This window comes from Brenneria sp. g21c3, assembly GCF_040240345.1.
Taxonomy (GTDB): Bacteria; Pseudomonadota; Gammaproteobacteria; order Enterobacterales; family Enterobacteriaceae; genus Brenneria.
The window spans coordinates 36175-46475 of the sequence record NZ_JBEIAB010000026.1 but is presented as its reverse complement, the minus strand read 5'-3'; the positions used below and the strand labels follow the sequence as shown (position 1 = coordinate 46475).

Here is a 10301-nt window from a genome sequence, read left to right as displayed (position 1 = left end):
GCTGGCGAAACTCCGGGGTATATTGATTACGGGATGTCTTCTTCACAGATTTTGCTTGCGTCATGGTTCACCTTGTTAACGATTTTACTCGCTTAACAGCGTGTCCACCATTCGTGGGTAGGATCACCAGGCTATCAATAAAATCTCCATACCACTGCAACATCCCCCTCCGTTGTTCCAAATACTGAGCATGGTTGTACGTACCACGAATGGTGTTCTTATCCACATGAGCAAGCTGCAATTCAATCCAGGCGGTGTTATACCCTTGTTCGTGTAGTATGGTGCTCATCGTGTGGCGAAAGCCGTGGCCTGTCGCTTTACCGTGATAACCAATCCGTTTCAGTACTTGATTAATACTGGCTTCACTCATTGGTTTGGTAATGTCGTTACGTCCAGGGAAAACCAGGTTATAGCGTCCGGTAACCGCATAGAGTTGTTGCAGCGCATCAATCACTTGATCAGAGAGAGGAACGAGGTGAGGGCGGCGCATTTTCATGCGTTCTTTCGGCACTTCCCAGAGTCGTTTGTCAAAATCAAACTCTTTCCATTCTGACTGCCGTAATTCAATGGTACGAACGCCGGTCAGCATCAGGATGCGGGTTGCCAGTTGCGTGATTTTACTACCGGAGTAAGACGATAGGGCACGCAGGAAATCCGGTAATTCATCAGTCAGCAGGTGAGGGAAGTGTTCTGCTTTGGGCGGGGTTAACGCGCTGGCGAGTTCCGAGACCGGATTGTTTTCCGCTCTGCCGGTGACGATGGCGTAGCGAAATACCTGACTACAAGCCTGTCGGATCTTGCGTAGCTTATCGAGCACGCCGCGTTTTTCCAGTTTGCGTAGTGTGGTCAGCATTTCCAGCGGTTTGATCTCGGCGACAGGACGTTTACCGATATCAGGGAAGATATCGTTTTCAAACGCTTCCATCAGATCGTCAGCGTAGCCTTTAGACCAGTTAGGTCGTTTGTATTCATGCCACTCCAGTGCGACGGCCTTGAAGTTGTTTTCAATACCGGTTTGACGAGCCTGTTTTTCCAGCTTTTTTTGTTCACCGGGATCGATGCCATTGGCGATCTGCTTTCTGGCCTCATCCTTGCGCTGACGGGCCTCGGATAATGTGACTTGAGGATAAACGCCCAGTGCCAGCATGCGCTGTTTACCATCAAAGCGATATTGCAGACGCCAGTACTTTGAACCGTTAGGATGCACCATTAAATGCATTCCTTCCCCATCAGTGAGTTTGTAGGGTTTATCTGTGGGTTTTGAACTTCTCACCTTTACATCGGTAAGCGCCATATGCTGCCCTCCGTTGCTGGTTGTTGGTATAAGAATTCATTGAACGGGCTTGTACCATCACTTATACCAACAAATCCTACTTGATGTACGTAGATGTCGGTAGAGTCTGGTTGACTGAAAACAGCGAATTTATAGATAATTCACTGAATTTTAGGCATAAAAAAAGACGTCGGTTGACGTCTGTTTACTTCGAAATGGTACGCCCTACAGGATTCGAACCTGTGACCTACGGCTTAGAAGGCCGTTGCTCTATCCAACTGAGCTAAGGGCGCATACAGGCAGGGTTGCTGTGTAATGCGGTTTGGATTATACGGAGCGGGTAGGTTGAGTCAATGGCTTTTCTGCTTGTTGCTCAGATGGTAAGCAACAAGCAGATTATTTAGTCGTTTGTCCGCGGGAACGGTTGTCTTCAGGCAGCCCGGACAGCTATCGCTTTTGTTGCGAAACGATACCGATGTCTGTGGGCTGCCGGATGAATACGCTGCGGCATGGTGGACTCGCGCATTAACCCGGTTGCAGCACAATTCTTTGGCGGGTGTGGGCGGCGATCTTTTCCTCGCTGTAGAGCAGCGGAACGTATTCTCCCTTCGACCAGGGGCGCGCTAAATCCCGGTAATGGGCAGAGCGCGGATCGCCGGACTGGCCGGGGGCGTTGATACATACCGAGTTGTCCCAGTCGCCGACATCAATCACCAGGCGCACCGAAGCGCCCGCGGTCACTTTAAAATCGTTGATGCGATAACTGGCCAGCATCGGCGTCGAACGACTGCCGCCCAGCGGCAGCGGACCGGTGTTCCATTGCCGATCGGTTCCATGCCGGGTGCGGCTAACCGCATGTTCGAACAGCGTCTGGTGCAGCCGGCCCCATCGCCATTGCCGCGCCTTCTCGCCCATATGCCGGCGACATTCGTCCCCGGCGGCGCTCAGGCTATCGAATATCAGCCGGTTGCGCGCCCGTTCGGCATTGTCGCCGAAACGCGCGTCCGGCGTTTCAATCAGTTGCAATAGGCTGTCCAGATCGCCTGGCTGTAGCAGTACCCGTAACTCGGGATCCGGCGCCAGACGGGCAAGCAGCGCCGGACGCAGATGTTTCATCCACCAGACTTCAAACAGCGCCGCCGGGGCGCTGTCGGCGTCGATCTTATAATCCCAGTCTGCCAGCAGTCGGGTCGCCTGCCGCAGCGGCGCGCTGAGGTATTTTGGCCGTTCGATCTGCGCCAGCAGTCGGCACAGTCGCTGTGCCGGCAGCGAAAAAGTATCGTTTTGCAGCGCCTGTGCGGCCGTAATTGAATGCGCGCGATCGTCGGCCAGCACTTGCTTGATGCGCGCCGCCCGGCTGCCTTCAGCCCATTCGTGGCCGATGGACGGCGCGTCGGCGTCGCGGTCGGCCGGGATATTCATTTCGTTGGCGGTGGCGAAGAAGCCCGCGGGCGGATTGATGCTGCGCGGCAGCCGATCGGCCGGCAGATAACCGTCCCACTCGTAGCGCCCATCGCCCGGCACCGGCAGCAGACCGTGCCAATTGTGCCTGACCGGGGTAAATCCGGCGGTAAACCAGCCAATATTGCCCGCCGCGTCGGCGCAAACGTGATTCACCGACGGCGTTCCCCATGACGCCAGCGCCGCGCCAAACTCCGCCACGCTGGCGGCGCGCATGGCGGACAGGCTGCCGAGATAGGCGGCGGCTCCCTGCGACAGCCACACCGAGCGCAGGGCGATAGCGCGCTGGCGGGCCGGATCTTCAAATAATATCGGGCCATGACGGGTGAACGCGAGGGGCAGGGTCTGCGGGGCGTGGCCTTTGACGGCAAAGCTCTCTTCCACGCGTTCGATCTGCTGCCAACCGTCCTGATAACGGTAGCGATCCGCATCGCCCGGCTGAGTCTGATAGACGTACACATCTTCCTGATCGGCGCCGAAAATGGTCAGGCCGAAAGCGGTTTGACCATTATGGCCGAGGGAAATGCCGGGCGCGCTGGGTTCGCCGGCGCCGATGGCGTTAAATCCCGGCGCATGCAGATGCACCAGATAGCGCAAGGAGGGCGCCGCGTGGGCGCGATGGGGATCGCTCGCCAGCAGCGGCCGGCCGCTGGCGGTGCGGCTGCCGTGGACGACCCAGTTGTTGGAGCCTTCTTCGCTGACGGCTCGGACAATATCGCCCAGATCGGTGACTTCGCTCCACGCCGAGGCCTGATCCAGGGCGGCGTTCAGCCGGTCATCGGCAAAGCTTACCGGGGCGGTGGCCAGTTTGAACAGCTTCAGCGCCTCAAGAGGAATATCCGCCGCCGACAGCCCGTCCGCCAGTTGGGGTTCCACCGGCGGCGCGATGCCTGCGCGCAGTAAGTCGGTGGCGGCGTCGCTGCGCGCCAGCACGTTCGCGCGCAAAATCTCCGACGCGGCGTTGCGCGTCAGCGCGTGGGTGCGGATGCGCACCACGTCCTCCGGCAGCCAGCGCGCCGGTTGGGTGCCGAACAGGGCAAACTCCGGCGGCAGCCGCTCCGGTTGGCGTTCGCACAGGGCAATCCAGGCGTTGATGCCGGCAACGAAAGCGGTGCAGATCTCGCGGGCATCCTCGGCATAGGCGCGCCACTCGGCCGCCATATCGCCGCGAAACAGAAAATGGCGGGCGGCATGATCCTGCGCCAGATAGCCGGGGCCGAAATCGGCGGCCAGCAGACCGAGGCCGCGTTTGCGCCACAGATCCAACTGCCAGAGGCGATCGCGCGCGGCGTTAACGCCCTGAGCAAAAAACAGATCCTGTTGGTTGTCGGCGCGAATATGGCTGATGCCCCAGCGGTCGATGCGCAGTTCGCAGGCCGCCTTCAGTCCCGGCAGTGACAGCGTTTCAGTGTCGATAACGTGATTCATGGCAATCTCCTCAGGCATGATGACAGGCGACGCGGGCGCCGTCCGGCCGTGGCGTCAGCTCGGGGCGCTGCCGGGCGCAGAGCTCGGTGGCCATCGGGCAGCGGGTATGAAAAGCGCAGCCCGGCGGAATGCGGGCTGGACTCGGCAGTTCGCCGCTCAGGATAAAGCCCGGCCTGTTGCGCTGTAGGTCGGGATCGGCCTGCGGCACCGCCGCCATCAGCGCCCGGCTGTAAGGGTGTTTGGGGTCGGCGAAAAAGGTATCGCGCCGGGCGATTTCGACGAAGCGGCCGAGATACATCACCACCACCCGATCGCAGATATGGCGTACCACCGCCAGATCGTGCGAAATGAATAAATAGGCGACGCCGGTACGCCGCTGCAACGCGACCAGCAGATTGAGGATCTGCGCGCGCACGGAGACATCCAGCGCCGACACCGGCTCATCGCAAATCACCAGCGCCGGCTCCAGCGCCAGCGCCCGGGCGATCACCACCCGCTGACGCTGGCCGCCGGAAAACTGATGCGGATAGCGATCGGCATGCTCCGGCCGCAGACCCACCTGTATCAACAGCTTCTCCACCCGGGCGCGCAATGCGCCGCCGCGCGCCAGACCACAGGCCAGCAAGGGTTCGCCAATCGCCGCGCCGATGGTGGCGCGCGGGTCGAGGGAGAGCGCCGGATCCTGAAAAATCATCTGTACCTGACGGCGTATCGCCTTCAGCGCTTTGGGCGTCGCTCCCACCACCTGTTCGCCGCCGATCAGCACGCTGCCGGCTACCGGTTTTTGCAGGCCGACCAGCGTATTGGCCAACGTGGATTTGCCGCAGCCGGATTCTCCCACCAGCGCCACGGTTTCGCCGGCGGCGATATCCAGATCGACGCCGTTGACCGCCCGCACCACCGGCGCGGGCTTGCCGAACAGGTTGCTGCGGCGGCCGAAATGCACTTCCACATCCCGTACTTGCAGGATCTTTTCGCCGTCGCTCATCGCGCTACCCCGCTGATTTCCTTTATCCGTTCGCTATGCCAGCAGGCGGAGCGATGGCCATCGCCGCAATCAAACAGCGGCGGTCGTTCATCCCGGCAGATTGACGTCGCCAGCGGGCAACGATCGACGAAACGGCAGCCTTGAATAAATTGCTCCGCCGCCGGCACGCTGCCTTCGATCGTCGCCAGCAGGGACTTAGGCTCATCGTCGAGGCGCGGAACGCTGGCCAGCAGCAACGCGGTATAGGGGTGCGCCGGCGAGCGAAAGAGGGCATGCACCGGCGCGATCTCGGCAATACGGCCGGCATACATCACCGCGACATGGTCCGCCATATCCGCTACCACCCCCATATCATGGGTAATCAGGACGATAGAGGTTCCTCGTTCGGCCACCAGCCGCTTCATCAGATCCAGGATCTGCGCCTGTATGGTCACGTCCAGCGCGGTGGTCGGTTCGTCCGCCACCAGCACTCTTGGGTCGCAGATGAGCGCGATGGAGATCATAATGCGCTGACACATGCCGCCCGACAGTTCGAAAGGATACTGATGCAGACGGCGCTCGGGATCGGCGATACCGACCGCCTCCAACATCTGTCGCGCCCGTTCCAGCGCCGCCGGGCGCGAAACCTGATGATGAACGCGGTAGGCGGCGGCGATCTGTTCTCCCACCGTGGTCAACGGATCCAGGCAGGCGCCCGGCTCCTGAAAGATAATGGAAATATCCTTGCCGCGCGCGCGGCGCAACCGGCGTTCGGGCAGGGCGGCCAAATCCGTCTGCGCCAGCATGATGCGTCCGCCGATACGTCGCGCCGCCGGCGGTAAAAGGCCGAGCATGGCATAGGCGCTCAGCGACTTGCCGCAGCCGGATTCCCCCACCAGCGCCATCACCTCTCCGGGCGCGACGGCAAAGGAGACATCGTCCAGCACCCTCGCCCCGCCGATTTCAATCGACAGATTCTCTACCCGCAGCAGCGGCTCGCTAAGCGTCATATCTGTTCCTCTGTCGATTTAGCTCTGATCCGCGGCTGGCCGGGGGCGCTGATAGGCGCCGATAGCGTTGCCGCCGTCCACGCTGAGCACCGCCCCGGTAATGAAACCGGCGCGCTCGGAACACAGATAGCCAATGGCCGCCGGGGCGTCTTCCGGCCCGCTGGCTCGCCCCAGCGGGATGCGCGCCAGCATCGCCTCGACATAATCCGCTGACAACCGGCTGACTTCGCTGCCCGGCGCAAAGCCCGGCTCGACCACGTTAACGCGGATGCCGTACTCGGCCAATTCCAGCGCGAAGCCTTTGGATAACCGCTCCAGCGCGCTTTTGGACGTGCAGTAAGGCACCGAATTCTGGTTCATCTTGCGCGCGGCGCCGGAGGAAATGTTGACAATACTGCCTTGTCGTCCGGCGTCGATCATTAGCCGGGCCATTTCCCGCGTCAGCACGAACGGCGCGCGCAGATTGACATCGAATACGCGATCCCAATCGGCCAGATCCATCTCCAGCAGAGCGAAGCGCGTATAAATGCCGGCGTTATTAATCAGGATATCCGGCGCGCCCCAGGCCTGACGCACCAGAGCCACCAGATCCAACAGCGAGCGGTCATCGGTCAGTTCGGTGGCATGGCGTAACGTGGTCGCCGTATCCAACCCCAGCTCGCGCACCGCAGCCTCAAGCGCTTCGGCGCGGTTATCGCTCAGACAGAGATGGGCGCCCTCGCGGGCGAACCAGGCGGCAATCCAGCGACCGAAAATACCGGCGGCGCCGGTGATCACCACTTTTTTATTTGCAAATTCCATGTCAGACCTCAACGCAGACGGGAACGGGGGTCGAGCTGGTCGCGCAGCCAGTCGCCCAGCACGTTAACGGAAAAAACCAGCAGGAACAGGCAGGCGCCGGGAAACGCGACGATCCACCAGGCTCGCTCGATATACTGTCGGCCGACGCTCATGATCGAACCCCAACTGGACGCCGGCGGCTGGATGCCCAGTCCGAGAAACGACAGGCCGGCTTCCATCAGGATCATCAGGCCGAATTCCGCGGTAGCGACAATCAGCAGCGGACCGGCGATATTCGGTAAAATATGGCGCAGCAGAATACGCGTCGCGCCGGCGCCGGCCAGTTCGGACGCCTTGATAAACGGCAGATTGGCGATCTGTAGCGTCTGGGCATAGGCGACGCGGGTATAGCGCGGCCAGCGGGTCAACGCCAGTACCAGCACCAGCTTGAGAAAGCCCGGCCCCAGCACCGCCACGGTCAATACCGCCAGCAGGATCGCCGGGATAGACATCATGATATCCACCAGACGCATGATCAGCGTTTCGACGGCGCCGCGGAACCAGCCGGCCATCATGCCGAGCGTCACCCCGACCAGGGTCGACACCGTGACCGACAGGGCCGCCACGCTCAGCGAGACGCCGGCGCCGTACAGGGTGCGCGATAGCAGGTCGCGGCCCAGATCGTCGGTGCCGAACCAGAATGTTATTCCTCTGGCTTCAAAGCCCGGCGGCTTCAGCCGCGCCAGCAGGTTCTGCCGCGCCGGATCCAGCGGGGCTATCCAGGGGGCGAGGATCGCCAGCAGCACGATAACCGTCAGGATTAGCGCGACGATCAGCACGGAAAGCGGCACTGTTCGTCTGCGGCGTCCGACTGCCGGGTAAACGGATTGCATAGTACGGCTCCTCAGCGCGCCAGCCGGATGCGCGGATCGACCAGCGCATACACCAGATCGGCGAGAATACTGGTCATCACATAAACAAAGGAAATCAGCAGCACAATGACCTGAACCACCAGAAAATCCCGCGACTGAATCGATTGGATAGCCAGCTGGCCGATGCCGGGCCAGGCGAAAACCGTTTCGATAATCACCGCGCCGGCCAGCAGATTGCCGATTTCCAGCGCGGCGATGGTGATCACCGGAATGGCGGCGTTGCGCAGCACATGGCGCCGGACGATGACGGCGCGAGACAGCCCGCGGGCCAGCGCGGCCCGGACATACTCTTTGCCCAATTCGTCCAGCACCGCGATACGCGTCATGCGGGCGAAGGTCGACATCGAAATCGCGCCGAGCGCGATAGCGGGCATGATCAGCGCGGACCACTCCTGCGAGCCGGAGGTCGGCAGCCAGCGCAGCGTGACGGCGAAAACGAAAATCAACAAAATGCCCGACAGAAAGGTGGGTACGCTTTGTCCGGTGACCACAATGGCGGTCAATAGCCGCTCCAGCCAACCGCCGCGCCGTACCGCCATCAGAATGCCGATCGGAATGCCGAGACCGATGGCCACCAGCAGCGCGCCGGCGGCCAGCATCAAGGTATAGGGCAGTCTGGAGGCGACGATATCCAGCGCCGGCACGCGCTGCACCACGGAAATACCGAAATCCAGATGGGCCAGATCCTTGAGATAGGCCAGATACTGCACCCCCAACGGCCGGTCAAAACCAAGCTGATGGCGCAGGGCGGCAATCATTTCCGCGGACGCATCCTGCGGCACCAGCAGCAGGGTGGGATCGCCCGACAGGTGCATAATCATAAATACGATGGTCAGCACCCCGAGGATGGCGATAGCGGCATGCAACAGCCGTCCGGCGATGTATCTCAACATGGCGAGCCTCTCCCGCTAGGGCTTCCAGCGCATATCCGTCACGAACATCGCTTCGTTGGCGCTCGGCCGCCAGTCTAGATGTTTACTGGCGCCGTATACCACATAGGACTGATAGAGACCGATGCCGGGTACGTCGTCACGCAGGATCTGATAGGCCTGACGATATTTTTCCAGCCGCTGCGGAACATCAAGGATTGAGCGGGCGCTGTCCACCAGCGCATCGAATTCGGCGTTGTGGTATTTGGCCCACAGGCTGCCGCTGCGAAACAGCGGGAAGATCACGCCGTCCGCATCCTGACAGGCGCAGGACCAGGCGCCGAGCGCCAGACTGCCGGCATTGCCCGCTTCGCCCTGACGGCGTTTAAGGAAGGTCGGCTGATCGCTGGACTGAATTTCCACTTTAAGCCCGACATCGTTAATCATCTGCTGGATGGCTTCGACCATGGCGCGGCTGTAAACCGGCGAGGTCAGAAAGGTGACGACGGCGCCTTCGGCGTTGGCGGCTTTGACCAGCTCGCGCGCCTTATCCGGATCGAACGGATAGCCCTGCACCCGATCGGTATAGCCGAAGACCGGCGGCGCGCCGAGCACGTTCACCGGCGCGCCGTAGCCTTCCAGCAACGCATCGATCAGCGCCTGACGGTCGATAGCGTAGGCGATCGCCTGACGGACGCGGACATCGCGGGTCGGCCCCGCCTCGGCATTGATAAACAGATAGCCGATACGTTCGGTGGGCGCCGAGAGTACCTGCGTATCGGCGTTGGCTTTTACCGCTTGCGCCTGATCCGGCGGCAGATCGCGGATCAGATCCGCTTTGCCGGTCTGTAGGTCGGCGATACGGGTCGCCACATCGGGCACCGCCCGGAATACCACGCGCGGGAATGGCGGCGTCACCCGCCAGTAACGCTCGTTAGCCTGGAGTTCAATCTGTACGCCCTTTTGCCAGTTCACCAGGCGATAGGGGCCGCTGCCCAGAGGCTGCTGATTGAATTGCTGATCGCCGACCTTTTCCACATAAGCCTGCGGAACGATGGACAGCTTAACCAACTGCGCCAGCAGCGCCGGGTAAGGCGATTTGGTGGTTATCCGCACCCGGTTGGGGGCGATGACTTCGGCGCCGTCGATCTGATCGAACTGCGACAGCTGCGGGCTTTTCAGCGCCGGGTTGGTAATACGCTTGATGCTGTAGACCACGTCGGCGGCGCTGAGCTTGCTGCCGTCCTGAAAGCTGACATCCTCGCGGATGTCGAAATCGATAGTCGTATCGTTGACATAGGTCCAGGCGCTGGCGATTTGCGGTACGATCTTGCCCTCGGCGTCACGGGTCAGCAAGTTATCGAAGATATTGCGATAAACGCTATAACTGTCGGTATTCCACTGGAGATGGGGATCGAGCGTCGCCGCATCGCCCGGTAAATCAATGGTCAGGGTCTCTTTCACCGGCTGAGCGACGGCCAGCGTCGCCGCCAGCGCCAGGGCGGTCGCGGCGGCCCATTTTATTATCATAGACATGTTCGTTACTCTCTTCAGACCAGAAAACAGGGTTATATTCGCCGG

General features: G+C 60.9%; 8 protein-coding genes and 1 tRNA gene. All 9 read right to left on the bottom strand.

Going from position 1 to position 10301, the window contains the following annotated elements; translation table 11 throughout:
• Window positions 1-67: 67 nt before the first annotated feature.
• Entirely contained in the window at window positions 68-1294 is a 1227-nt protein-coding gene (locus tag ABRZ28_RS22780) for a tyrosine-type recombinase/integrase (RefSeq protein ID WP_330521640.1), read from the bottom strand.
• Window positions 1295-1489: 195 nt separating this feature from the next.
• Window positions 1490-1566, bottom strand: a tRNA-Arg gene (locus ABRZ28_RS22775).
• A 232-nt stretch (window positions 1567-1798) separates the two neighbouring features.
• Entirely contained in the window at window positions 1799-4162 is a 2364-nt protein-coding gene (locus ABRZ28_RS22770; RefSeq protein ID WP_330521639.1) for a penicillin acylase family protein, read from the bottom strand.
• Between the two features lie 10 nt (window positions 4163-4172).
• Window positions 4173-5150 carry an ABC transporter ATP-binding protein gene (locus ABRZ28_RS22765; protein ID WP_330521638.1) on the bottom strand — a complete coding sequence of 326 codons (978 nt, stop codon included), beginning with the start codon at window positions 5148-5150 and terminating at the stop codon, window positions 4173-4175.
• Window positions 5147-6139 (bottom strand): ABC transporter ATP-binding protein, encoded by a 993-nt coding sequence (locus ABRZ28_RS22760; RefSeq protein ID WP_330521637.1) that lies wholly within the window; start codon window positions 6137-6139, stop codon window positions 5147-5149. The genes ABRZ28_RS22765 and ABRZ28_RS22760 overlap by 4 nt, the downstream gene beginning before the upstream one ends.
• Before the next feature lie 18 nt (window positions 6140-6157).
• Window positions 6158-6940 carry an SDR family NAD(P)-dependent oxidoreductase gene (locus ABRZ28_RS22755; protein WP_330521636.1) on the bottom strand — a complete coding sequence of 261 codons (783 nt, stop codon included), beginning with the start codon at window positions 6938-6940 and terminating at the stop codon, window positions 6158-6160.
• An 8-nt stretch (window positions 6941-6948) separates the two neighbouring features.
• On the bottom strand, window positions 6949-7812 hold the full coding sequence (locus ABRZ28_RS22750) for an ABC transporter permease (protein WP_330521635.1): 864 nt from the start codon (window positions 7810-7812) through the stop codon (window positions 6949-6951).
• A gap of 11 nt (window positions 7813-7823) precedes the next feature.
• The gene (locus tag ABRZ28_RS22745; protein WP_319605879.1) at window positions 7824-8744 is read right to left on the bottom strand and encodes an ABC transporter permease; all 921 of its coding nucleotides are present in this window, start codon (window positions 8742-8744) and stop codon (window positions 7824-7826) included.
• 15 nt (window positions 8745-8759) lie between these two features.
• Entirely contained in the window at window positions 8760-10256 is a 1497-nt protein-coding gene (locus ABRZ28_RS22740) for an ABC transporter substrate-binding protein (protein ID WP_330521634.1), read from the bottom strand.
• Between the last annotated feature and the right edge of the window lie 45 nt (window positions 10257-10301).

Bases quoted from the DNA above. Each gene is read 5' to 3' on its own strand.
- ABRZ28_RS22755 (WP_330521636.1), bottom strand. From the start codon at position 6,940: ATGGAATTTGCAAATAAAAAAGTGGTGATCACCGGCGCCGCCGGTATT.
- ABRZ28_RS22740 (WP_330521634.1), bottom strand. From the start codon at position 10,256: ATGTCTATGATAATAAAATGGGCCGCCGCGACCGCCCTGGCGCTGGCG.
- ABRZ28_RS22765 (WP_330521638.1), bottom strand. From the start codon at position 5,150: ATGAGCGACGGCGAAAAGATCCTGCAAGTACGGGATGTGGAAGTGCAT.
- ABRZ28_RS22745 (WP_319605879.1), bottom strand. From the start codon at position 8,744: ATGTTGAGATACATCGCCGGACGGCTGTTGCATGCCGCTATCGCCATC.
- ABRZ28_RS22780 (WP_330521640.1), bottom strand. From the start codon at position 1,294: ATGGCGCTTACCGATGTAAAGGTGAGAAGTTCAAAACCCACAGATAAA.
- ABRZ28_RS22770 (WP_330521639.1), bottom strand. From the start codon at position 4,162: ATGAATCACGTTATCGACACTGAAACGCTGTCACTGCCGGGACTGAAG.
- ABRZ28_RS22750 (WP_330521635.1), bottom strand. From the start codon at position 7,812: ATGCAATCCGTTTACCCGGCAGTCGGACGCCGCAGACGAACAGTGCCG.
- ABRZ28_RS22760 (WP_330521637.1), bottom strand. From the start codon at position 6,139: ATGACGCTTAGCGAGCCGCTGCTGCGGGTAGAGAATCTGTCGATTGAA.